Here is a 20,004-nt window from a genome sequence, read left to right as displayed (position 1 = left end):
TCCAGAGCCTGGCGGTCCACCTGCTGCAGCCCAAGCGAGCCCAGGCGCGGCAGCAGCTGGCAGGCGATCAGCGAACGAACGTTGTCTTTCCAGTCGCTCGACAGTTTGCGGGTGCGCTGGATGCGGTCGCCGTACCAGCGCAACAGATCCTCGACACACGACCAGGACGACACGGCGACAATCGACGAAGGATCGGCGGTCAGCTCGGCCAGGCGCTTGGGCAGCAGCTCTATGGCGGTCTTGGCGGGAATGTCGGGCCAGTTGCCCAGCTTGCGGGAAGGACTCTTGCCGGCGACATGGCGGACCACATGCCAGGAACCGCGGGCCCTGTCCTTGCCGAATCGAAAATGTAGCGCAGGGTGACGGGGGTCACGCACGTTACGCGTAACGGACTGTTCAGCCAGGCGCCGCAGCTCGGCGTCAGTGAACTTGATATGAAGGGTGTTGCTTTGGCTCATGTCGGGCAACCTCAAGGGCGGCCAGACAGTGAAGGAAGGTCAGGCCGCGTTCAGGGCGTAGCCATCCCCTACCCACGCAACAGGCGGGCAAACAGCGGGGTTAGGGACGGCGAAAAGGGTCATGCGTACGCGGTCAGGTGGCCGGGGGCTCGGCGCGGTCGAGGCGTTCGATTTCGGCCAGAAGCAAGGCAGCGGCCTTGACCAGGCAGCGACGGCGAGAGGACGGCTTAAAGGTGTTGCCCTGGAACGGCCAGGAGAAAACAGCACGGTGTGCCGGCAAGCTGGATGCCTGAATGGCATAACAAATTGCTGCAGCAGGCAGCTGGTGGTCTGTATAGGCGTCGTCACGCTCGGTGCTATGGCCCTCGTCTTGCACCTGCCGGCAACGCTCTTTCAGCACGTCAATAGCTGCCGGGCAGGATTGGCCGTAGAAGGCCCAAAAGCCGGCATTTTCAGCCAGGTCGATGCCCAGCCAGGCCCGGTCCTCGGCAGGCACCTCTATTAGCCCGCCCAGCCCCTCAGACGGCGCTTCCACTACTTGGGCGGTGGGAGTATCGGGCGCCTGAGTAGTCGAGGCCGGGTTTTCTGCCGGTGGCTGCGGTGCTACTGCAGGGGCTGGAGTCTCTGCAGATTGCGGCGCTGCAGCAGCAGGGGCCGGCGCGACTGCTGGGGCAGTTGCTGGAGCCTCGGGCGCCTGATCGAGCTGCGCAGGGGCTACAGCCTGGACGGCTTCGCTTTTAGCCTTTTCGGCCTTTGGGGTCTTGCTTTTGGCTTCGGTCATAACCGGCGCTCCTTATTGGTTCTGCAGTCGGGAGGTGAATACAGCAGGGTTGTGAAGCGGCATGGCTTCGAACTTGGCGCGCAGATCCTTGGCGCGGGCGGCCAGGCGGTAATGCTCGGCGGTCTTCTCCGGGGTGGGCCCTGGGGCCGCGTAATGATCTGTAAGCGCTGTAATGAACGCCTGCAGCTCCAGGGTGTGGCGCCTCAGCACCTTGATGGTGCCGCAGACATGACAGCCCCCGGAGCGCGTCACTACATGGGATTCAAGACTTTCAATGTCAGTGCTTTTCATAGTGGGCCTCTAACCTCTCGGCGATCATTTGTCGGGCCGCAGCAAGGCGGCGCTTGTAGGTTCTCCAGCTCATCCCCAGCGCCCGGGCGCGGTCCAGTTGCGAGGCTGTAGACGGGTCGTAGTCCTTGATGCTCCAGCGCTCACACACCCACCACCAGCCGGCGCAGTATTCCAAGCGCAGCGCGTCAGCCTGCTGCAGATCCTTCGCCGCCATTTGCATAACGGCAGCCTCTATTTGCTGCTCTATCCCATCAGAGGGGCCGCTGGAGCCGGTAGAGCCGCCGAAAAAGATTTCACCTTTCTTGTCGATCAGCTGGGCCAGCATGCTGCCGCCGGAGCCAATCCCTCCAATCCCCCCATAGGTCCAAGCCGCCCAGGCGTGCAGCAGCTTGTCTAATGCAGTTTCAGGGGCTGCCATCAGTGCGCCGCCGCAATGCTCAGCAGGTGTTCAGAGAATGCATCGAGCGCATCGAGGTAGTGCCGGCAACCACCCTGCATATGGGTAACCAGGGGATCGCCGCGCACAATCGGAACGGACTCGGAAGGCGTCCCCATGACGTGCCAGATAACACCGCCACGGCGGCGAATCTCTTGTGCCTCATCCAGGGTCATGACGTTGAATACAACAAGCCCACCCAAGGCCTTATTGGTGGCCGCATCGTTTAGGGCAATCACCAGATCGCGCACGCGGGAAGCCCGGCGCACGTCAGTACCAGCCCAAGTCTTCAAGCGACTGCCGCCGAAACGCTCCAGGCGCTCGGCAATCTCCTTGCGGCTCTCAGGCTTACCGCCAGTCAGTCCGATTAGAATCATGTGTATTGCTCCCCTCAAAACGGTAAGCCGGCAATGCCGGGTAGGTCTGGCCAAGTACGTGGGCCGTTGCACTTGCCACCGCCCTGGCGGTGGTAATATGGATAAGCGTCACAGCGGCAGGTCAGAGCCCGCCAGGGCCTCGACTGGGCCCACTTGTCGAGTCGCCCAGGGCGACCGCAGGCCGGGCAGTCAGTAAGGCCCGGAACCCCCTTAAAGCGCCTGCCGCACTTGCGCACGCGGCAGCGGCAGTGCTTGAGCGTCTGCAGCAGCCTGGACACGTCAGCCCCGGGCTTTTTCCAGGCGCGCACGGCGGACCGACTGCAGCTGTGCATGCAGTACGCTGGGGGTTAGCTCGGGATTGCTCGGGGCGGCCTCGTCACAGGCCTGCAGCATTTCCGTTACGGTAACGTTCGATGCACACCACCGCCGGAACAGGGCCAGGGTGTGTGGGTCGCCGGTCACTTCGCGGCGCATGTTCAGCTCGGTTTCACACCAGAAAACCCACTGATCGGCGGACACGAAAAGAAGCGGCTCCGCCTGGGGCAGGAAGTCGTCAGCGTGCTTGAAGTGGATAACCAGCGGGGCGCCAGGCTCCTGGCCCTCGGAGTAGGTCAGCCAGCCGCATTTGGTAAGGAAGTTCAGCAGCTCATGCAGTTCTTCCGGCGAGGCCTGCAGGGCGTCGAGCCAATCGCTTTTTGGCAGCGGGATGGTTCCGCCCGAAAGCATCTCACCGGCAGCCAAAAGCTCAAGAAGCTTGACCGTCCGGGCATAGCCGATAAGGCCAAATTTGCGCTCTGCTCGCTGAATCAGGTCAGACGATGAAAAGGCGGATGACAAGCGAATCCACCCCATCATTCAGGCCTTTTGAATCCGAACATGGCTCGCGCCATGGGCTCAAAAACGCCATTAAAATCAACCTGATAGCCTGATTTCTCTATGATATTGACGACAGACTTGAGCTTCGGCGCGCGCTCTGTGTAGTACCAGCTTGCAACGGCCCGGGGCGACTCGCCGAGGATTTCAGCTGCACCAGCAACGCCGCCTTTACTATCAATCCACTCGTTCAGATCCACGATAAGAGATCCCAATATCACTGTTTGTGGAAATATTGAAAGCATGGCCCTCTGATAGCAAGAAAAATTTAGATTTTTCCACAATTAGTGTAGGAATGAGCAACCAGGCCGGCTAAAATCGGCCAATCTGAAACGGAGATACTGAGAAAGCATGACCGACCTAAGAAGGACCATCGGACAGCGCTTAAGGAAGTGCAGGGATGATCGGGGATGGACTCTTGAGGAGGCCGTCAAACGGCTATCTCACTTGGTGACCAACCCAATCGGCACAACTGGCATGAACATGTGGGAGCTAGGCGAACGCCTGCCGAAACTTGAGGCGTTCGTACCGCTTGGAAAACTGTATGGAGTGCCTGCAAGCTGGCTTGCGGGGCTTGACGAGAACCAGCACGCCGGAGACTACTTTTTCCCTCAAACCGGGACGAATGAGCCGGGCCTATTGCTTGATAACTCAATAGCGGACGACGCTCTAGCTTTCCGCGCCGCCTTCCTAAGTGAGCACAACCTCTCGCACGAAACCCTGATGCTGGTTCGCGTTCCAGACGACAGCATGTCCGGGCTTCTGGCGAAAGGCGATAGAGCGCTGATTGATCTGCACAAAAAGGAAGTAACGCAGCGAGACTTGTTTGCAATTCTCGTTAGCGGGCGCGTTTGGATTCGATGGATTCGGCCAGAAATGGATGAGACTTTTACAATCAGCTCCACCGACCCAGACCAGTATCCAGACATGAAACTCACTGCCGCCGAGCTTCAAAAAATCCAGATAATCGGGCGTGTTGTGATGATCGTCACAAGTAGATAATTACTAGCCCCCAATAAAGAGGGGCTAAATCTGCCTAATCTTTCCACTTTAAGTGGAAACAACAACACAGGAAGTAGGGCCCAGGAATGAACCTATTGCAACCAAGCATCGACGCTGCAAGCCAAACCACGCTAGCCCCCCTAAAAACATTCTGCGCGCCGACAAGGTCACTAATCACGCGGTCTATTCACACTCAGAGCGCCCTTTTTGCCTCCATTCAAGCGCTCGCTGCGCAAGCAATCGACGGCGGAAGCGACCAGCAAGAAGCCCTGTTAAGAATTGACTTGTTAGCCGCAAAAGCTGCCGAAGAATCGCAGAGCCTGGCAAATGCCGTGGGCACAATTCCAACGGAAACAGACCGCTAGCACGCCTGCAACTCACGGACGAAACAAATGATCGCGCTGAAAAATGATGATGTGATTGGGGCACCAGGGCAAAACCTTTCAGAGCTAGAGCAAACTATTCTGGTGGCGATGGCAAACGGAAATACACAGCCTGCAATCATGGAGGCAACACAAACTGACCCTGCTACCTTCCGCATGATTGAAATGCAGGTCAGAAAAAAACTAGGGGCTTCCACCCCGGGCCACATGATTTCCAGGGGTTTTGTTCTCGGCGTTCTTATCCCTCGCGCTCTATGCCTATTGCTCTCAACTCTATGTGCAGTTGAGAGCGCGGACGATGGAAACCGCAATCAAACTCGGCGCAATAGTCGTACCGCACCAGCCTCACGACTAGCCCGAAACAGCGTCAGCCGTGCCGCTAGCGGCCCTGGCGATCATCACGAAAGCGCGCGACTGGCTGAATGCTTTCAGATCACCAGCGCGCTGCGAATAATGAGCTGACCTCACATTAATTACGCCTTCGAATACAAAAAAGCCCCGACTGATTCGGGGCTTTTTATTGGCAATGTGACGCGTCATGACTCGACAGCAAACGACCGGATGCCAGCCCCCGAGGTGAATCGCTCCAGGGTGTCCAAGCTCGCCCAGGTGCGCACCGCTTCGCGCTGCGAGCGCACGGCCAGCCAGCTGGCTCCAGGCCCGCCCAGGCGCACGTAGACCGCCCAGCGATCACCATGCCGCGCGACCTTGCACTCACGCACTGAGCCGCTGGCGATCAACTCCAGTAATTGCCCCTCATCAAACCCTTTTCGCTTCATCGGGCCGCCGCCGCTGCATCAATAACCGCCACCTGATCCCCCTCACTCAATGCCGCGCAGTAAACCGCCGTTACGGTAACGTCCGCAACCGCTAACCACCAACGCAATGCGTCGACCGGGCTGAGCTCATTGAAATTCGTCCTCTTGCAGCACCCGCGGATCGGCGCGCCGGGCCAGGCGCGCGCACTCGCGGGCCAGCTCGGCCGGGCTGTAGTTCGACAGCACGGCAATCATGGCCTTGAGCCGGGTCTTGAAGTAGCCGGCATCCAACGCGCCGGCCTCGGTCTTCGGCAGCCCCGGGGCATCGCGCAGCAGCCCCAGGCGCACCTGGGCGGCGGCCACCGCCTTGCGCCCCAGGGCGGCGAAGCCTTCGGCGGCGACCGGGTGATAGCCCTCCTTGACCATCGAGCCGGTGAACCACTTCACGTAATAGGCCGCGTCTTCCAGATCGTCGGCCGTGTCGACCCGTTCGATTGCCGCCACCAGCTGCAGGGCGCGCGCTTCCAGCGCCTGGACGCGGGCCAGGGTCAGCTGGGGCGGCTCTTGGGTTTCCTTGGCTTTCTTGCGCGCCATCAGGCACCGCCTTGCAGCGAGCGCCAGGCCCACGGCTGGACCCGGTAGATCCGGAACGAATACAGCTCGCTCCCGCCCAGGCTGCCGGCCGCCACCAGGCGCCGCCAGTGCCCGCGCACAACGCCCTGTTGTTCCAGGTTGACCAGCAACCAGCGCGCGCCCTGCAGGCCGATGCCAAAGCGGCGCATCAGCGCCCGGGGCCCGGTGAAGGGCCGCGCCGCGACAAACCGCCGGGCCGCGCTCATCAGCGGTTCAGGCTGGCCGCTCATTGCTCATACCCCGCCAGATAGCCCGGCTCTTTCTGATCCAGCAGCAGCCCGCGCAGGGTCCAGGCCAAGCGCCCGGCCTCATCGCGCAGGCGATCGTCCAGGGTGTCCGCGCTGACGGGCATCACGTCGTCAAGGCCATAGGTGCCAGGCCCGGCAATGGCATTGGCCAGGGCCAGCGCCTGGGCTTCATCCTCGGCCGCGTAAATGTCGTCATCCCCGACCCAAAAGGCCAACAGGGGCCGGGTCAGATCACGTACAGGGGTCGTCATGGGCAATACTCCTTTTCGATAGGGCGCATCACTCGCCCTGCAGGGCCAGCGCGTTCAGGCGTTGAAACGAAGTGCCGGGGATGCCATGGGCGCGCGCCTTGGCGTTGAGGGCCCGGCGGCGCTTGGCGGCGGCCTGCTTGATGCGTTCGGCCCAGGCTTCGGCGACCATCGCCGGGCAGCCGCCGAACTCGATCATGCCGGCCAGATAGCCGCCGGCTTCGGCCGCCTGCAGGCGCAGGTCGTGCAGGTCGTCGAGGCCGGCGAATGAATCAATGTAGCCCTGCAGCCGGGCGCCGTTGCGCTCTTGTTCGGCTTGGCTCATGACTGCCATGGTCTGAATCTCCTTCTCTCAATGATGGTGTGACGCGTCACGCGTCATCTGTTTGGTTACGCCGATGCCGGTACCGGCCGCACGCGGCCCGCTTCGACGTAGCGCACGCGGCGGACATGTTCGCGCCCGCGCCAATGACGCTCGCCGAACACCAGAACTTTCACGCGGTCGCCGGGCATGGCCTTGAGGACGTGGCACGGCATCGCGTAAGTCTTCGTCCAGCGGCAGACGTGCTGACAGATCAGCTGATGCGTGGCATTCGCGGCGGTCAGTTCGGGCGGTGCGGGCATGGTGTCCTTCCTTTGCGAGTGAGTGGCGGGCAGTGCGTAAAATCACTTTTGCCGATAGTGATATATCACTTTACTGAAAAGTGATGAACGCGGACAGAAAAAAAGACCCCCGGCACCTGGGCAAGTGACGGGGGTCATTAAACATATGACACGTTATTCGAAGCGCAGCGCCCTACCCTTTGGCTGCGGCCTTTTCCGCCTGCTCTACGCTGGACTCTACTGTACAGGCCAGCTTGAATGCCCAGTCGTCCACCTGCTTGCCCAGCTCGCGCATCTGCGCCGTGTCCTCGCACGCCTGATAGCGCGCGTAACAGTCACGAAAGCGTTGCACCAGGTGCATAGCCACCGGGTCGAGTACCACGGTCAGCGGCGCGCCGAGTTGTTGCGATTGTTCAGTCGACATAAAACGGGTTCCTTTCCTTTTGGATTAAGTCGTTACGGGTAACGCGGGCCGGCTCACTCGCTCGCGGATGCTTCCCACGGCAGCGGCTCACCTTTGCGGGCGCGCATCTGGCACGACTCGGCCCACTGGTAGTGCGTGTATATATCGGCCTCAGCCAGGCGCTGGATCTGCGCCTTGACTTCGCCCGGCTGCAGATCCGGGCGCCATCGGCAAATCCCTTGAATGATTCCCTCGTAGGCGATTTGTTCAGCAACCAGCTTTTGCATGGCAGGACTGTGCATAGCAGGGACTCCTTTCTGTTGGGGTCGTGACAGGTCACGCGGGCAGCCGGTCAATCTGGCGACTCAGACAATGCGCCAAAGCGTCGGCGGCCGCCTCCTTCTGCCTCTTGTAATGCTCCTTGTACCGCAACGGCCCGCGCCCTTCCTTGGCCTCGGCCGGCCAGTTTTCCACCTTAAGCGCATGCACCGCCTCACGGTAGGCGCGCAGGGGTTCCAGGTCATGGCCTTGCAGAGTAATGGTCAGAGGTTCCGGCACAGGCGCCAGGGCTTGAGGGGGACGATTCATCGTAGAGATTCCTTTCTGCTCGTTATGGATAACGGATACAAAAAAGGGCTGACCACCACATGGCCAACCCCTTTCAGTTGTTCGACACACCGCCGAAACCTAGGCGGCTTTTTTGTTGCTGACGCTGATTTCAATTTCGAGGTCGGCCGCAGCCAACAGGTTTACGAGGGCGTCCAGGGAGTATTTATCAATCTTCCCTTTCAGCAAATCATTCAGCCGCGGCTGAGTGATATGCAGCCGCCGGGCTGCTTCGGTTTGCGATACGTCCCAGGACTTCACGACCCGGGTGATCGCACGCATCAGCTTGGAACGGAGGCGCAGGTTTTCGGCTTCTTCTGGCGTGTCAACCAACGCATCCCACACACTGGTAGCGCGTTCGTTTGCCATACATTTATACCTCACTGGTATCACTTCATTTCGTTAGGTTGTTAATTCGTTATTTCGTTATTTCAGTTACGTCAGGGGCACATTATTAATGTTCTATGAGTAGGGATCACCGCTAGCAGCTTACCCCTTCACCGAAACGATGAAGGGGTATCTGCCGCGCCCTGCCCTGCGATCATCCCAGCGATTTCAATCTGTCCTTGGCCAGATCAATATCGCGCTTTTCCGTCTTTTCAGTGGTCTTGCGGAAGGCATGCAACACGTAGATTGCTTCCGGCCGGTTTACCACATAAAACACGCGAAAAGCCCCGTCCTCGCACTTGATCCGGATCTCATTCACACCCGGGCCAACGGTTTTCATTGGCTTCCAGTCGTCCGGCTCTTCGCCGTCCTGCAGGCCTTGCAACTGGTAGCCTGCTCGCTGCATTGCTGTTTTAGGGAAGTCCCGCAGGGCTTCCAGACTACTACCAACCCACTTGATTTCCTTCGATTGCTGTCGCTTCACTTGACCTCCTCGGTCGCCTCAGATGATGTGGAAAGAATGCGTATGCCATGGTGCGATGCCTCATTTAGTGAGTTGAAACTGGGTGCGTCGCTTCCGAATCTATGGGTTTATGCGAACGGTTCCACGCCAGTACGATTATCCTATATCGACTTCGATATAGAAACAAGCCCCCACTCATCGCCAGGGTTCTCCCGGCCTTGGTGAGGGTTTTTGTTACGGGTAACGCGGAGTGGGATTATTCGCCCGGCTGCCGGCGGTAGTCACTGGGCAGCCCGGCCTTTTCCAGGCGCTCCTGCAGCACGGACACCGCGTCATTTGCCTTGCCGCGCTCGGCGATCAGCAGGCCTTGTTCCCGCTGCAGGCCGGCGATTTCCTCGCGCAACTGCGCCTCGATCTTGCTCGGCGCAGGCTTGGCCACAGGGCCGCCGCTGACCTCCTTGGCAATCTGCTGCAGGGCTTCCTGCAGGCGCTGGTTCTCGGCGCGTTGCGCGGCCAGCTCCTTGGCCAACTCGGCAGGGTCGGCCCCTGGGGCCGGTGCCTTGCCGAAGCCCTTAAACCGCTTGCGGGCCCACTCGGCGCCCTCGGTGGCTGCATTGATCGCGTAGCCCTCGGAATAGCGCTTGTATTCGCGCAGGAAAGCCGCCGGATTGCTCAGGCGCGGTGTGTGTTGGCCCAGGTCTACCAGCTCGTAAAGCTCTATGGCCTGCTCCAGCAGCACCTGATAGCGGCCGTTCAGCTCGACCTTGTCCGTCAGCGCCTGGCCCAGCAGGCTGCGTTTTTTGGAACTCTCAGGATAGGCCTCAGCAAGCGGGGTTTCCCGGGCTTGCTGCTCGTTGCGCTGGGCCCACTCCAGCAACTGCCGATCCTTGAACGGCAGCAGCTTCAACACCAGTTCATCAAAGCTCGTCGGCAGCGGCTTGGCGCCGTCCATGGTCTGACTATAGGCGGCCATATTCTGCGCCACGATTCGCCGGCACTCAGCGCGCACAGCGTCGGCCTCGCTGTCTTCGATATAACCGCTGGCCAGCTCGCGGCGCGCTATAAACACTTCATCGCAGTTGTTCGCAAACAGCTTAAGCAAGCGCCCATCCACAGCGACCACTTCATTAATCCAAGCGTTCGCCTCGCGCTTACGCTTGCCCGGCTTGTCCTCGCCCAGGTCAACCAGCGCCAGGGTAAAACAGCGCATTCCTCGACAGCCTTGAGCGGCCACCTCGCGCACCACATAGGGGCCACTGCCGTAACTGGTCCACACCGTATCCCCCGGGAACACCAGGCTATCAACCTCCGGTTGCCCGAGCGGGGTTTGCCGGTACTGCTGCAGATCCAGAAACCCCGAGTCAGCTTGATAGCTGCTGTGTGCTGGCCAGTCGGCAAACGTCGCGCCTTGCCGCAGTGCATCCGGAAGCCACGCGGAATCCCCGGGGAACACCGCCTGCAGGTCCGGCACCGGCAACCGTGGCAGCAGCGCGTCAGCGGCCTGCGCCTTGCTCGGGCAACGTGCCCAACGCTTGCGGAACTCGCCCAGGGCCACGGCCATTACGGCCAGCTCCGGGGCCTTAAGGTCCAGCTCGGCACGCTGGCCGGCCTCGCGCTCGCGGCGCTTTTTCTCGCGGTGCCGCTTAGCACGCTCACGGCCTGACATCGGTTGAGCGCACGCCTCGACAAGGTCCAGGGTTTCACGGTCTAGGGGATCAATCATGGCTACAGCTCGCTCTATGAGCGCCCCGGCCGTGGCCGGGGCTGTGTCCTTACAGGTGGGTATCAAGGCCGGTCAGGCGGGTAAAGGCGCGCTGCAGATCTTCGGCATAGAGACCGGACTCGCGGGCCTTCTCTTTGAAGTCCAGGCGCGCCCAGCGGCCAGCGATCACTGCATAGGTGTCATCGGCGCTCAGTTCGACGCGGATCATGTTGACGCCGCCTTGGGCGAAGTTCGCCGGCAGGCGAAACTGCAGGCCGTTGGGTGTGACCACCACGTCACGGGCGCCGGTCATCATCATGAAGCGGCGAGCTGGTCGAGGATGGCGCCGGCTACTTGCTGCGCCTGGGGGCGTGGGTTTGCGATGGTCATCGGGTCTACTCCGGTTCGTTGTATACCCGAAATATACCACAAAAGAATATCCTTGCAATACCAAAAGGATATCCCTTTGAGATCCCTTAGATATCCTTACGGCTCAAACACCAGCATCGAGCAAGCGCCGCAGCGCTAACTTTAGGTAAGCAGGGCGCGAAAGCCCAAGCTTACCCCGAGCGGCGTCTAGCTCTGCCATCAGATCAGGCTCAAACCCTACAGAGAACATCACACGGTTACCACGAACGTTCTTTTTCAGGCTGCTATCAGGTGCCGTAGCGGCCGCTTTGATTGCCGCCTGATCCGAAGCCGGGTCAGCGGTCGCCGGCTTGGGTGCGCGCTTAATTACACTCATAAGATACTTTCCAGATATTCTAAGTAGACCATTTAGATATCGTAAGGATAGCTAAAGGATATTCAATTAAATAGCGCTGCTATCAGCGCGTCAATTTCCTTGACCGCCTTAAAGTCCTTCACTTTCATTTCCCTGACCGAAAGTCCAGTTGTCGAGGCCGCCGCAATGGCTTTGCGTCTCACAACGTTCAAATCAAGAAACTGCAGCTCCGGAAAGCTCTCGATAGACTTTCGGGTGTCAAGGTTGTCACTGGAGAACTTGTTAGGCTCGGCCATGTTGAGATAGGCGTAGATCGGAAGCGGGTTATCCCCGCGTGACGCCTGAATCTCTTTGATCAGCGGCACCAGCTCATCTTCCAGCGCATCTAGTTCAAAGTTCCCTGGAACAATGGGCACAAGCATGACGTCAGCAATCATCATCGCGTGACGCAACGCTGAGCTGTCACGGCCGCCAGCATCAATAATAATATCGTCGTACTTGCTCACCTGGCGCAGAACTTGAGTGCGCAATTGCTCACCGTCAGGGTAAGCAACTAGCGTCACACTCGGCGTAACGCCTGCCTCATCCCGGCGGTCGATGGCTTTGGATGATGATGATTGCCGGTCGGCATTGACGACAAGCACGTCTTTACCTTGTAGAGCGCGGCCTATAGAAACCTGCACCACGGTGGTTGATTTCCCTACGCCACCCTTAGTGTTGCCAAACAAAAAAATGGACACACGCACCCCCCGAAAGATACTAAATGGATACCAAAAGGATATCCATTTAGTACCTTGTGTCAATCTTTATGCCGCCCTCTATCTGCGGCACCCGATGGCCAGCCCGGGAACAGCTGCCCAACCAGGCGCGCAACGGACCACTGATCCCCATCAGATGTACCGCCACCGAAAGGCGGCCAGGCGCTGATCGTCTCCGACGGTGACCACGGAGCGCGACCCCACCCCCCCTCACTGGTTGCCGGAGCGCTTGCGCGACAGGCCAGCCGTAGGCGGCGCGTGAAGGAGCGAAGGGACGCTACGCGGTCTAGTGGGTGTAATTGGAGTTAGCGCGGCCCACAGCGACTGGAAGGCGCCTTACTGACGGAACGGCGGCGGTGGCTTCAGCGAGTTGTTCGGGCCCCGCCGTGCCGTAGGCACGAATTGCGGGCACCCCCATTGCCTGTGCGAAGCACAGGCGCAAACAAACCGTTCTCGGCTTGTCCGAGGCATTTTAGGACAGCCGTAGGCTGGCCAAGCTTCTCTGGTTGTATACCGGGAAAGACCGACACGGACTTAAACCAATTCTAAGGGGACTTAATATTTCTGGGGTGTGAGTTAAATTTCTCGGCGCGGCGCAAGCGACGCCATTTGCGTGCGGCGGAAGGGGGGGGCAAGGGGCGGTCGTGGGCCCTGACGCCAATTCTGGCGGCCTTTACGTGCAGGGCCGGGAAATGGGCAGGGGTAAGCGCAGAAACGCCAGAAAGCGCCCATGGTGGGGCGCCCTGGCGATCAGGGGCGGCGGGGTAACACGGAAGGAGGGTGGCGGGCTAGCTGCCGCCGGAGAGTCGTCGACGTACAAAGTCGTCGTATTTGATCCAGCCATGTTGGGCCTGCAGTTTCAACTGCTCAAGCCCGCGTGGCGGCCGGCCAAGGGCGGCCTTGATGCTGATAAGCACCTTGGCTTCAAGCTCGGCGTATTCCTGTTTCAGGGCGGCCTCGACGGACTCACGCGCACCACCGGTGACCGGCTGGCGATTCTTTGTCGAAGCCTCGCCGAACAGCTCGCGCTTGACGTTGGCCGATTGAATCTCTTTGACCAGACTCTTGCGCTGATTGACGTTCTCGACGCCGGCCTCAATCGCGCCAAGCAGGAAACCGCCCACGCGCTGGTGCGCCCGCTTGCGTGCTTTCTCGACACGCTTTGCGGTCCAGCCGGCAATAAGGCGTAGGAATTTCTCGCTGAAAGCCTTGATCGCGGTTAGGGCGCGCTTGCCGGCGTCCTTCTCCTCGTACTGCTCGAAAACACTAATAGCGCCGGCTTTCTTGAGGTCGCGCACCGTGCGCCAAAATCGCGAGGTTGGTACCTCTTTGAACTGGCCAGCAACGACTTGGCCGGCGTCATCGCGCACCTTGACCTGACAGGTCATGTCGCAACGCCGGGCAATGTCCAAAAAGGAAATACTGACGAAGGCCCCCGTGCTGGTGTAGTAGCCCACCCGCAAGGATTTCAGATCAAGGTATGTAAAGATCACCGACAGCACCAGGGCATGCCCTTCGCGTGCCTCGCTGCGATTTTGGCGCATAGAACCGTCTTGATTCTGCTTCCTTGAGAGGTGCGCCAGAGGGGGCAAGGCGTCTGCCTGCTTGAAATAGGCCTGAACACGGTCAATCGCGACCTGAATCAACTTCGGCCAGTTACCACCGCTCGGCGTATGCAAGTTCAGACGATCAACGGCAAGCGTCAGCGGGTCGTGCCCACAGCGATTTCCGGTTCCCAGGTAGAGCCCTGGATACTTATAAAGACTGCGACCCCAGCGCAAAGGCTGCGGGACGTCATCGGCCATCATGGCGGACATACAACTTCCCCTAAGCAATAGGCTTGCTTCGAAGGGGACCGTCCACTAAACTCTGACCTGTCGCGGTCTTCCAGAGCTTCTAGCGGAACGATCACCGAAAACCCTAGGCTTGCCGGCCTGGGGTTTTCTTTTTTCTAAGCCCTTGTTTTTTCTAAATTCTTAGCTCGGCGTCTATGCCGGATGCCCGAAAGCATATCATGCGAAAATCACTTTTCCACTATCTGTGATGAAGTTTTTCCCCGGCCAGATGATCCAGAGCGCTTAAAACCACCAGCAACCGCAGCACGCTGCCGGGTGATTGCTGATCATCCAATGAGGCCGCATTCGCCATATCCGCCACGTAGTGACGGGTCGCGGCAATGGTGTCCCCTATGTTCCCCTGTATCAACGGGTTCGCGTTACGCGCAGAGCCGTGGTGCTCTGCCGCCTTCGTTTTTTCTGAGTCTTGTGCCATGGGTGCTCCCTCCCTACTTCGGCCGATGCCGATCTTATACGGCAAAATACTGTACATACAAACAGTATGTTAGCCGCTGGCCCACGACTTACGTGGGGTTGTGAAAATCAGGATAACGGCCGACTGCCTGAATTCCACTCGCCGTAAAAAAAAGAAAACGCCCCGTCAATGCGGGGCGTTTACTGGGTCTGCTCAGCGATCCAGGGTGGCGCCGAAGGTCGGCGCTGAACATCAGGAAAGTCCGCCGACTGCGGCCAGTCGCGCAGGGCTTGCATGTACAAAAGCAGCTCCTTGAACTGCTCGCCTGTCAGCGTCACCGGGGCTTCAATCTCAAGTTGATCCCGGTGCCGCTCCCGCAGCCACATGACCGCCGCTAGCTCAGCATCCCGCCACCGCCGTTCCCGCGCCATGAGCTGATCAGGTGGCGCGGGTGGTCGCGGCCCAAGCTCCGGCATTCCGTTTTTCCCCTTCACGATCACAGTATCGATGCCGACACCGGCCAGCAGTTCATCCCGCAGGCTCTGCTCTACTTTGACCGCATCCACCGGAATCTCTGCGTTGTAATCAGGGTGGTACCAAGACGCCGCTTCAAAGCTATAGAGGAATCCCATCAGTTACCCCATGCGATATAGTAGATCGTTTGATTGGTGTGCCCGCTCGACGTAGAAACGTCTTGCGTCAATCTGATAGCCCCGTTCGAAATTGGCACCGCATAAGCTGAATAATTCCCGTAAATGGTCCAGCCCAACGCCCCCATTCCTGCCACCACGCCACGAATTGTCGTGAATGAAATAGGCAAACTAACATCAAGAGACGACTCAGGCCCGACCAATGCAGACCCCATCTGTATAATCAGCCCTCCCGGCACGTCAGGAATCCGAATGAAGTCATTGACCGCAAAATTGCGCTTAGGCAGTAAGGCGTCGACCGCCTGGCCAATCAAATACTTGATATCCCCCCTGTTGTACGTTTCGCTCTTGTTGTAAGCATCAGAAATGCCGTAGCCAGCCAATGTCGTGGCTTTCGGCGCAAGATCCTTCGTTGCCTGCGTGATGAGGTAACCGGTATCCGCTTTGTTGTACGCATCGCCGACACGTAACCCGTCAGTAATCCCGTAGCCAGCTAATGTCGTGGCTTTCGGCGCAAGATCCTTCGTTGCCTGCGTGATGAGGTAACCGGTATCCGCCTTGTTGTACGCATCGCCGACACGTAACCCGTCAGTAATCCCGTAGCCAGCTAATGTCGTGGCTTTCGGCGCAAGATCCTTCGTTGCCTGCGTGATAAGGGAAGCGGTATCCGTCTTGTTGTACGCATCGCTAATGCCGTAGCCCGCCAGGCTGGTAGGGTTGCTACCTCCCGTCACATGGCCGAACTGGTCAACTGTAACGCTCTTGTACGTCCCAGCCGATACGCCAGTACGCCCTTGCACTTGGACGAAGGTAAGCTGCGAAGTCCCGAGCGTTGGCCAGCCGGTGCTCTGGAACTGCCACACAGTACCGTAGTTGACCGTTCCGTTTTGCACCGGCACCAGATGCCCCGGCACACACTCAATGCTTTCATTCGCATCTTGGGCGCGCTGCCACGCTCCACCATCGGCCACGTAAATCCAGTTCTGCGCAGCGTTAGCCTGGTTCTTCACAAGCACCCGCTCACCGCCGACCAGAGGCACGCCGTCAATCGTCTGTAAGCCGCTCAACGCAATAGGGCCTGTCGTCGCGCAAACCACCGAGCGCTTGGCGTCAGTCGCCGAGAGAGTCTGAATAGCTTTGAGCAACTGGGTAACGTCTGACTCACTCGGCGTAAGCCCTGCCGCCTTGACTACGGCCAGAATTTCTTTAGTGACCGCGTTGCCCCATGAAGCTGGAATAAGTGAACCGATTTGGCCGGTGGTCGCGTTTTCGTCCGCGAACTGGCCATCGACCAAGCCTATGCCTGGAATGCTTTTTGGAAAGTCCATGTCTTACCCGTTGTACTTTATGAATTCGTTTGTATGCGCTGGCGCACTACGCCGTAACGCACATTCCAAAGCGCCGCTAGGGTTGGCCCCGAAGCGATTCCCCCAATAGCTCGCGCCGAATCGGCGCCCGAGCCGTCGCCGTGGTCCCGCGTCAAGGGTCCACATGAATTGGGCTGTCCACGTCCCAAAATGGGACAAGCCAAAGCGTGCCCGGCCGAACCGGGGCGCCCGATGCTCGATCACCCGAGCATGCGGATAGCCCTGACTAACAGCCAGCTCGACGAAGTAAGCCGGAGACTGCCCGCCCGCTTCGACCAACCGCCGCCTGACAGCCAGCTGACGGTCCTCAAACTTCGGCGACTCGCCCTGGCAGGGATCAGGCAGGTGCATAACCCGCTCCCAGTCGGGCACCAGCTCGCGCACCGTGTAGGGGTTGCTTTCGGCAAGCAGATCCGCCGCCCGGGCGTCCTCGCGGGCCAGCAGATCCGCCGCTACCTGCAGCAGCGAATCCAGCCCCGGGTTAAATTCCCGGTCCCAGGCCGGCCCGGGGGGCAACAGCGCCTGCAGCTGGGCGCGGTAGTCCTCGGCGGTTCTTATCGCCACAGCACACCCCCATAGGTCAGCAACTGATTAGGGGCTGCCTTGACGTTCGCCGCTGGGCTCAGCAACTCATGATCGCGTTCGCCGGCTGCGCCGCTGATAGCCTCGCGGATATGCGTCAACAACAGCTCCGCGCCCAAGGCCGACTCACGGCTGTGCAAATCAATCAGCGCGGCCTCTACCGCACGGCGAACCGCCGAACTGTCCGGCATCACCTTGATTTCGTACTGAACCGGTTTTTCATCCGGCGGCAGCACGTACAGCTCGGCCGTCACCGGCCGCTCGCGCTCGATGTAGGCCCGAACCTCGGCACAGGCCTGGGCGCTGGGGATCGGATCGGGATCGTTGTCGCGCATGAAGAACAGCCCGACCGTGCCCGGCCCCATGAAGTGCCGAACGACCCAGGCGCGGGTCACGCCGGCCACCTCAAGGGCCCAGGTTTCGTAATCGCTGGTACTGCCGCCGTGCGGGATCACCCGATACGAGCGAATCACCCGAGCGCGTAGGGCTTCTACGCTCTCCTGGGCGACGCCACCGCGAAGCCCTGGGGCTTGCACAGTAAACGCCGCGTTGACGCCCAGGACGGGCGACACCAGGCGCAGGACTGCCCCGGCGCTGGTGTTGCCCAGGGGGCCCGGCTCCAGGGCCTCTAACTTGGCCTCGCCGGCAGGGCCGGCCAAGGTCGTCGTTACCGTAACGCGAAAGCGCACTCCGTCATCACGCTGCAGCAGCGTGCCGGCATCGAGGGGCGCCGAGGGGGCCCCGGTGAACGCCGCCACGCCCGACGCGGCCACCGCCTGCAGGCGCCCGCGCTTGAGCCGCGCCTGAGCCATGCGCAGCAACGTTTCTTCATCTGCAGTGTCTGGCAAAATCTGGTCGGCTATGTACTTCTGATGGCCGTAGCGGCCGAACGAGGCAGCGGCTAGCACCCTGGCCAGCACCTCGGCATCGGAGCGCACCAGGGCGCTGGAGCCGGCCAGGCTCGACAGCTCGCGGCTGATCAGCTCGGGCAGGCTGGGGGTATTAAACGGCATTGATCACCTGCCATAGATTGTCTAGTTGAACATCGATCGTTCGGCCGTCGCGCAGGGTTAGCAGCACCTGCAGCTCCAGCCGATCCACCCCGCGAGTCGTCGTGACCGTAACGGTTGTGACCCGGCCGTCTTCGGTCATCCAGGCCAGGGCCTCGCGGGCGAACGCCTCGGCCGTCTGCGCGGTTTCGGCGGTCAACTTCGCCCGGCGCAGTTGCCACAGCCGCGAGCCGATGCGGTCATTGGCCAGGCTGGGGAAGCTGTCACCCCACCAGCCGAAGCGCTCGGCGTCGTCGATCCGGTCGTCTTGACCGGCACGGCGCCAGGTCAGCAGGCTGATAACGGCGGCGCGCTGCCAAGCGGCGTCGGTAGCGTCGTCCTGCAGGATCATTGGCCACCCCCTGCAGGCGGGCCTGACTGACCAGGGCCGGGTACAACTCCGGTGTGTGCGTGCCGAACCTGGCTAATGCCGGCGGCCACCTGATCGCCGGCAGAGACGATTTTCCCGGTCGTGCGGATCTCCGGCGTATCAAACTCCACACCGCCCGAGGCCTTGACCTTGAGGGTTACGGTTTCAATCTCGATCACCCGACCGCGCTTGAAGTGCAGCACGTCGCCCTCATCGGTGTACAAAGCCACCTCGCCCGGTGCGAGCGCCTGCAGACGAAAGCGCCTGTCCGCGACGTTCAGCACCACCCCATGCGAGCGACCATCACCCAGGAACAGCGCGATACCTTCGGCGCCCGGGTGCGGGTTGGACGTAATGCCGTAGGGTTCGAAGTGCTCCAGGCCATCGCGAACCTCGTCTGCGGTCAGGCGCATTTGCAGGCCCTGCAGCTTGCCGGCAGGGTTCACCAAGGCGACCTCGCCCCTGGCCACGTTGTTGCGTGCTGGTTTCATGGTTCGGGCTTCCAGTCGGCAGGTATGAGGTATTCGAAGTTGTCCGCCTTGCCGCCCTTCTTGAGCTTGCGGCTCTTGTGCGGGTCTTTCGGCTCCGGCTCGAAAGCGTCCGGCGGTGCCACCGTAAGATTCGCGACGGTTCCGGACTCGTCGAGGCTGTACTCGATTTCACTGATCAGCAGGTCACGGTCCATGCCGATCAGCGGATCTACCACCCGAACAATCATGTTCGGCAGCCACAGCGCGCCGTTCGACTGCCGCCAACCCTGGATTTTGTAGTGCAGAGTTAGCGCCTTGCCCATGCGGCTGCCGCGCTCCCAGTTAGCCCGGGCGCTGGCAAGCTCCGGGGTAATCTGCCCGCTTTCGTGAATCTGCAGCACGCGCTTGCGCGCTGCGCGAGGGTCTTCGGCCGAAGCCTTGATTTCCGAGGCCTTGGCGCCGTAGTCGTCGTCATTGCCAGCGCGCTGGCCGGTGACAACGTATTCAGAAAACACCCCGGAAAAGTCCAGATCCGCCGAACCGGTCAGGATGTTTTCACCCAGCTGCAGGCTATCCACCGCCCGGCCGGCGCTGCCCGGGCGAATGATCACCACCCGGCCCTGGCTGTCGTCCGTGGCCAACAAGCGCGAGAGGGTCAATAGCCGGTCGATGGACTCAAACACCGATTCCCCCGGCTCAATGCTGTGCTCAGTCAGCTTTGTGGTTTCATCGGCCTGGCTCCGCACTTGCACGCCGTAGGGCTCGGCGAGGGCCTGCACAATCTGCTGGATGCTCTGCCCCTTCCACTGGCCTGGCTTGTTGATCGCCGAGCAATCCACCAGATCCGCGGTCACGGATCGGCCCTGGATCGAGCGCGTTACCGACTTGCTGTCGTAGCTAACCGGCGTGCCAAAGATCCAGCCCGACAGCACCAGATCGCCGCCTATGCGGACCTGGCAAAAGTCGCCCTGGCGAATCGGGATTTCCTCGACCTGGCCAGGCCAGCGCCAGGTCACGTCGAGCTTGAAGTCTCGACACAAGCGCTCGATGCCGGCGCTGATGCTCACTTTCTTCCAGCCGGCATAATCCAAGCCGTTCACGCTCAGCGTGACAGCGTTCTGTTCATGCATGG

General features: G+C 60.4%; 31 protein-coding genes and 2 pseudogenes. 2 read left to right on the top strand and 31 right to left on the bottom strand.

The features are described 5' to 3' along the window. From LXM55_RS31850 to LXM55_RS31820, 7 genes and pseudogenes are all read right to left on the bottom strand, one after another. Positions 1-458 (bottom strand): annotated as a pseudogene (locus LXM55_RS31850) (tyrosine-type recombinase/integrase); the annotation flags it as partial. Between the two features lie 133 nt (positions 459-591). Next, positions 592-1,239 carry a hypothetical protein gene (locus tag LXM55_RS31845; protein ID WP_233324109.1) on the bottom strand — a complete coding sequence of 216 codons (648 nt, stop codon included), beginning with the start codon at positions 1,237-1,239 and terminating at the stop codon, positions 592-594. Between the two features lie 12 nt (positions 1,240-1,251). Beyond that, positions 1,252-1,530, bottom strand: coding sequence for a hypothetical protein (locus LXM55_RS31840; RefSeq protein WP_233324107.1), 279 nt, complete (start codon positions 1,528-1,530; stop codon positions 1,252-1,254). Further along, the gene (locus LXM55_RS31835; protein ID WP_233324105.1) at positions 1,517-1,948 is read right to left on the bottom strand and encodes a hypothetical protein; all 432 of its coding nucleotides are present in this window, start codon (positions 1,946-1,948) and stop codon (positions 1,517-1,519) included. The genes LXM55_RS31840 and LXM55_RS31835 overlap by 14 nt, the downstream gene beginning before the upstream one ends. Beyond that, positions 1,948-2,343: a hypothetical protein gene (locus LXM55_RS31830; protein ID WP_233324104.1), complete on the bottom strand. Its 396-nt coding sequence runs from the start codon at positions 2,341-2,343 to the stop codon at positions 1,948-1,950. The genes LXM55_RS31835 and LXM55_RS31830 overlap by 1 nt, the downstream gene beginning before the upstream one ends. 279 nt (positions 2,344-2,622) lie before the next feature. Continuing rightward, positions 2,623-3,198, bottom strand: coding sequence for a hypothetical protein (locus LXM55_RS31825; RefSeq protein WP_233324103.1), 576 nt, complete (start codon positions 3,196-3,198; stop codon positions 2,623-2,625). Beyond that, entirely contained in the window at positions 3,195-3,416 is a 222-nt protein-coding gene (locus LXM55_RS31820) for a hypothetical protein (protein ID WP_233324101.1), read from the bottom strand. The genes LXM55_RS31825 and LXM55_RS31820 overlap by 4 nt, the downstream gene beginning before the upstream one ends. 151 nt (positions 3,417-3,567) lie before the next feature. On the opposite strand from LXM55_RS31820, the gene LXM55_RS31815 reads away from it, so the two are divergent. Both LXM55_RS31815 and LXM55_RS31810 read left to right on the top strand, forming a co-directional pair. Further along, positions 3,568-4,218: an XRE family transcriptional regulator gene (locus LXM55_RS31815; protein ID WP_233324099.1), complete on the top strand. Its 651-nt coding sequence runs from the start codon at positions 3,568-3,570 to the stop codon at positions 4,216-4,218. A 392-nt stretch (positions 4,219-4,610) separates the two neighbouring features. Continuing rightward, complete coding sequence (locus LXM55_RS31810) at positions 4,611-5,063, top strand: hypothetical protein (protein WP_233324097.1); 453 nt, start codon at positions 4,611-4,613, stop codon at positions 5,061-5,063. A gap of 74 nt (positions 5,064-5,137) precedes the next feature. On the opposite strand, the gene LXM55_RS31805 is transcribed toward LXM55_RS31810, so the two are convergent. From LXM55_RS31805 to LXM55_RS31695, 24 genes and pseudogenes are all read right to left on the bottom strand, one after another. Further along, complete coding sequence (locus LXM55_RS31805) at positions 5,138-5,380, bottom strand: hypothetical protein (RefSeq protein ID WP_233324096.1); 243 nt, start codon at positions 5,378-5,380, stop codon at positions 5,138-5,140. 126 nt (positions 5,381-5,506) lie between these two features. Further along, entirely contained in the window at positions 5,507-5,953 is a 447-nt protein-coding gene (locus LXM55_RS31800; RefSeq protein WP_233324094.1) for a hypothetical protein, read from the bottom strand. Next, positions 5,953-6,222, bottom strand: a complete 270-nt coding sequence (locus LXM55_RS31795) for a hypothetical protein (RefSeq protein ID WP_233324092.1) — start codon at positions 6,220-6,222, stop codon at positions 5,953-5,955. Before LXM55_RS31795 ends, LXM55_RS31800 begins: the two co-directional genes overlap by 1 nt. Then, positions 6,219-6,491, bottom strand: a complete 273-nt coding sequence (locus LXM55_RS31790) for a hypothetical protein (RefSeq protein WP_233324090.1) — start codon at positions 6,489-6,491, stop codon at positions 6,219-6,221. The genes LXM55_RS31795 and LXM55_RS31790 overlap by 4 nt, the downstream gene beginning before the upstream one ends. A gap of 28 nt (positions 6,492-6,519) precedes the next feature. Next, a complete protein-coding gene (locus tag LXM55_RS31785) occupies positions 6,520-6,822 on the bottom strand; it encodes a hypothetical protein (RefSeq protein ID WP_233324088.1) in 303 nt (100 codons plus the stop codon). Positions 6,823-6,878: 56 nt separating this feature from the next. Then, complete coding sequence (locus LXM55_RS31780; protein WP_233324086.1) at positions 6,879-7,112, bottom strand: hypothetical protein; 234 nt, start codon at positions 7,110-7,112, stop codon at positions 6,879-6,881. A 172-nt stretch (positions 7,113-7,284) separates the two neighbouring features. Next, positions 7,285-7,515, bottom strand: a complete 231-nt coding sequence (locus LXM55_RS31775) for a hypothetical protein (protein WP_233324084.1) — start codon at positions 7,513-7,515, stop codon at positions 7,285-7,287. 53 nt (positions 7,516-7,568) lie between these two features. Further along, complete coding sequence (locus LXM55_RS31770; protein ID WP_233324082.1) at positions 7,569-7,796, bottom strand: hypothetical protein; 228 nt, start codon at positions 7,794-7,796, stop codon at positions 7,569-7,571. Between the two features lie 34 nt (positions 7,797-7,830). Next, entirely contained in the window at positions 7,831-8,082 is a 252-nt protein-coding gene (locus tag LXM55_RS31765; protein ID WP_233324080.1) for a hypothetical protein, read from the bottom strand. 99 nt (positions 8,083-8,181) lie between these two features. Further along, entirely contained in the window at positions 8,182-8,469 is a 288-nt protein-coding gene (locus LXM55_RS31760) for a helix-turn-helix domain-containing protein (RefSeq protein ID WP_233324078.1), read from the bottom strand. 172 nt (positions 8,470-8,641) lie between these two features. Further along, entirely contained in the window at positions 8,642-8,971 is a 330-nt protein-coding gene (locus LXM55_RS31755; protein WP_233324077.1) for a type II toxin-antitoxin system RelE/ParE family toxin, read from the bottom strand. Positions 8,972-9,206: 235 nt separating this feature from the next. Then, positions 9,207-10,673: a hypothetical protein gene (locus tag LXM55_RS31750; RefSeq protein WP_233324076.1), complete on the bottom strand. Its 1,467-nt coding sequence runs from the start codon at positions 10,671-10,673 to the stop codon at positions 9,207-9,209. A gap of 49 nt (positions 10,674-10,722) precedes the next feature. After that, positions 10,723-10,971 carry a hypothetical protein gene (locus tag LXM55_RS31745; RefSeq protein ID WP_233324075.1) on the bottom strand — a complete coding sequence of 83 codons (249 nt, stop codon included), beginning with the start codon at positions 10,969-10,971 and terminating at the stop codon, positions 10,723-10,725. Positions 10,972-11,459: 488 nt separating this feature from the next. Then, positions 11,460-12,116 carry an AAA family ATPase gene (locus LXM55_RS31740; RefSeq protein WP_233324074.1) on the bottom strand — a complete coding sequence of 219 codons (657 nt, stop codon included), beginning with the start codon at positions 12,114-12,116 and terminating at the stop codon, positions 11,460-11,462. An 806-nt stretch (positions 12,117-12,922) separates the two neighbouring features. Further along, positions 12,923-13,951: a hypothetical protein gene (locus LXM55_RS31735; protein WP_233324073.1), complete on the bottom strand. Its 1,029-nt coding sequence runs from the start codon at positions 13,949-13,951 to the stop codon at positions 12,923-12,925. 217 nt (positions 13,952-14,168) lie between these two features. After that, positions 14,169-14,405 (bottom strand): hypothetical protein, encoded by a 237-nt coding sequence (locus LXM55_RS31730; protein ID WP_233324072.1) that lies wholly within the window; start codon positions 14,403-14,405, stop codon positions 14,169-14,171. Positions 14,406-14,584: 179 nt separating this feature from the next. Further along, positions 14,585-15,016 (bottom strand): phage tail assembly chaperone, encoded by a 432-nt coding sequence (locus tag LXM55_RS31725; protein WP_233324071.1) that lies wholly within the window; start codon positions 15,014-15,016, stop codon positions 14,585-14,587. Continuing rightward, entirely contained in the window at positions 15,016-15,273 is a 258-nt protein-coding gene (locus LXM55_RS32890; protein WP_442799804.1) for a gp53-like domain-containing protein, read from the bottom strand. Before LXM55_RS32890 ends, LXM55_RS31725 begins: the two co-directional genes overlap by 1 nt. A 426-nt stretch (positions 15,274-15,699) precedes the next feature. Continuing rightward, positions 15,700-16,362 (bottom strand): annotated as a pseudogene (locus tag LXM55_RS32885) (phage tail protein); the annotation flags it as partial. Positions 16,363-16,365: 3 nt separating this feature from the next. Continuing rightward, on the bottom strand, positions 16,366-16,965 hold the full coding sequence (locus LXM55_RS31715) for a YmfQ family protein (protein WP_233324067.1): 600 nt from the start codon (positions 16,963-16,965) through the stop codon (positions 16,366-16,368). Then, on the bottom strand, positions 16,956-17,996 hold the full coding sequence (locus LXM55_RS31710) for a baseplate J/gp47 family protein (protein WP_233324066.1): 1,041 nt from the start codon (positions 17,994-17,996) through the stop codon (positions 16,956-16,958). Before LXM55_RS31710 ends, LXM55_RS31715 begins: the two co-directional genes overlap by 10 nt. Next, positions 17,986-18,381, bottom strand: coding sequence for a phage GP46 family protein (locus LXM55_RS31705; RefSeq protein ID WP_442799803.1), 396 nt, complete (start codon positions 18,379-18,381; stop codon positions 17,986-17,988). The genes LXM55_RS31710 and LXM55_RS31705 overlap by 11 nt, the downstream gene beginning before the upstream one ends. Continuing rightward, positions 18,381-18,893, bottom strand: a complete 513-nt coding sequence (locus LXM55_RS31700) for a phage baseplate assembly protein V (protein ID WP_233324063.1) — start codon at positions 18,891-18,893, stop codon at positions 18,381-18,383. Before LXM55_RS31700 ends, LXM55_RS31705 begins: the two co-directional genes overlap by 1 nt. Further along, entirely contained in the window at positions 18,890-20,002 is a 1,113-nt protein-coding gene (locus tag LXM55_RS31695; protein WP_233324061.1) for a phage baseplate assembly protein, read from the bottom strand. Before LXM55_RS31695 ends, LXM55_RS31700 begins: the two co-directional genes overlap by 4 nt. Positions 20,003-20,004: the final 2 nt, after the last annotated feature.

Origin of the sequence: Pseudomonas sp. Au-Pse12 (assembly GCF_021341665.1) — a bacterium.
Classification (GTDB): domain Bacteria; phylum Pseudomonadota; class Gammaproteobacteria; order Pseudomonadales; family Pseudomonadaceae; genus Aquipseudomonas.
The sequence above is the reverse complement of the archived record's forward strand: the minus strand, read 5'-3'. Positions and strand labels throughout refer to the sequence as shown.

Coding starts and splice junctions, on each gene's coding strand:
- LXM55_RS31695 (WP_233324061.1), bottom strand. CDS start 20,002: ATGCATGAACAGAACGCTGTCACGCTGAGCGTGAACGGCTTGGATTAT.
- LXM55_RS31730 (WP_233324072.1), bottom strand. CDS start 14,405: ATGGCACAAGACTCAGAAAAAACGAAGGCGGCAGAGCACCACGGCTCT.
- LXM55_RS31830 (WP_233324104.1), bottom strand. CDS start 2,343: ATGATTCTAATCGGACTGACTGGCGGTAAGCCTGAGAGCCGCAAGGAG.
- LXM55_RS31745 (WP_233324075.1), bottom strand. CDS start 10,971: ATGATGATGACCGGCGCCCGTGACGTGGTGGTCACACCCAACGGCCTG.
- LXM55_RS31770 (WP_233324082.1), bottom strand. CDS start 7,796: ATGCACAGTCCTGCCATGCAAAAGCTGGTTGCTGAACAAATCGCCTAC.
- LXM55_RS31790 (WP_233324090.1), bottom strand. CDS start 6,491: ATGACGACCCCTGTACGTGATCTGACCCGGCCCCTGTTGGCCTTTTGG.
- LXM55_RS31775 (WP_233324084.1), bottom strand. CDS start 7,515: ATGTCGACTGAACAATCGCAACAACTCGGCGCGCCGCTGACCGTGGTA.
- LXM55_RS31795 (WP_233324092.1), bottom strand. CDS start 6,222: ATGAGCGGCCAGCCTGAACCGCTGATGAGCGCGGCCCGGCGGTTTGTC.
- LXM55_RS31825 (WP_233324103.1), bottom strand. CDS start 3,198: ATGATGGGGTGGATTCGCTTGTCATCCGCCTTTTCATCGTCTGACCTG.
- LXM55_RS31815 (WP_233324099.1), top strand. CDS start 3,568: ATGACCGACCTAAGAAGGACCATCGGACAGCGCTTAAGGAAGTGCAGG.
- LXM55_RS31810 (WP_233324097.1), top strand. CDS start 4,611: ATGATCGCGCTGAAAAATGATGATGTGATTGGGGCACCAGGGCAAAAC.
- LXM55_RS31725 (WP_233324071.1), bottom strand. CDS start 15,016: ATGGGATTCCTCTATAGCTTTGAAGCGGCGTCTTGGTACCACCCTGAT.
- LXM55_RS31765 (WP_233324080.1), bottom strand. CDS start 8,082: ATGAATCGTCCCCCTCAAGCCCTGGCGCCTGTGCCGGAACCTCTGACC.
- LXM55_RS31805 (WP_233324096.1), bottom strand. CDS start 5,380: ATGAAGCGAAAAGGGTTTGATGAGGGGCAATTACTGGAGTTGATCGCC.
- LXM55_RS31750 (WP_233324076.1), bottom strand. CDS start 10,673: ATGATTGATCCCCTAGACCGTGAAACCCTGGACCTTGTCGAGGCGTGC.
- LXM55_RS31840 (WP_233324107.1), bottom strand. CDS start 1,530: ATGAAAAGCACTGACATTGAAAGTCTTGAATCCCATGTAGTGACGCGC.
- LXM55_RS31700 (WP_233324063.1), bottom strand. CDS start 18,893: ATGAAACCAGCACGCAACAACGTGGCCAGGGGCGAGGTCGCCTTGGTG.
- LXM55_RS31835 (WP_233324105.1), bottom strand. CDS start 1,948: ATGGCAGCCCCTGAAACTGCATTAGACAAGCTGCTGCACGCCTGGGCG.
- LXM55_RS31845 (WP_233324109.1), bottom strand. CDS start 1,239: ATGACCGAAGCCAAAAGCAAGACCCCAAAGGCCGAAAAGGCTAAAAGC.
- LXM55_RS31780 (WP_233324086.1), bottom strand. CDS start 7,112: ATGCCCGCACCGCCCGAACTGACCGCCGCGAATGCCACGCATCAGCTG.
- LXM55_RS31710 (WP_233324066.1), bottom strand. CDS start 17,996: ATGCCGTTTAATACCCCCAGCCTGCCCGAGCTGATCAGCCGCGAGCTG.
- LXM55_RS31760 (WP_233324078.1), bottom strand. CDS start 8,469: ATGGCAAACGAACGCGCTACCAGTGTGTGGGATGCGTTGGTTGACACG.
- LXM55_RS31735 (WP_233324073.1), bottom strand. CDS start 13,951: ATGTCCGCCATGATGGCCGATGACGTCCCGCAGCCTTTGCGCTGGGGT.
- LXM55_RS31800 (WP_233324094.1), bottom strand. CDS start 5,953: ATGGCGCGCAAGAAAGCCAAGGAAACCCAAGAGCCGCCCCAGCTGACC.
- LXM55_RS31785 (WP_233324088.1), bottom strand. CDS start 6,822: ATGGCAGTCATGAGCCAAGCCGAACAAGAGCGCAACGGCGCCCGGCTG.